Raw genomic sequence first — 382 nt, 5'->3', positions numbered from 1 at the left:
GTTGTCCGCATCATTAAGGTGCGTGCAGATTAGTTAAAATCGGTTTTCCCCCCTATAAAGAGCGTGTTTGACGCAAAAAACCCAACACGGGGCACTGGCATGCAATTTGCTCCCTTGTGAGGCAGGTTGCCTTAGCCGAGTATTCGCGCCGGCATCACCCAAATTCTAAGGGCCTAAACCATAAAACGGCCCGAAGCCACCCGGAGGACACCATGTCGAAGTCGGTTCAACTCATCAAAGATCATGACGTTAAGTGGATTGATCTGCGCTTCACGGACACCAAAGGCACTCAGCATCACGTGACCATGCCGGCTCGCGACGCGCTGGATGAAGATTTCTTTGAAATCGGCAAAATGTTCGACGGCTCCTCCATTGCTGGCTG

General features: G+C 51.8%; 1 protein-coding gene. It reads left to right on the top strand.

The features are described from left to right. Positions 1 to 212: 212 nt before the first annotated feature. The coding region (locus tag SxD43FB_RS24440) for a glutamine synthetase beta-grasp domain-containing protein (RefSeq protein WP_176482942.1) at positions 213 to 382 on the top strand (170 nt) is incomplete at its 3' end.

Origin of the sequence: Sphingobium sp. D43FB (genome assembly GCF_002312805.1) — a bacterium.
Classification (GTDB): domain Bacteria; phylum Pseudomonadota; class Alphaproteobacteria; order Sphingomonadales; family Sphingomonadaceae; genus Sphingobium.
This window is presented reverse-complemented; position numbering and strand designations above follow the sequence as displayed.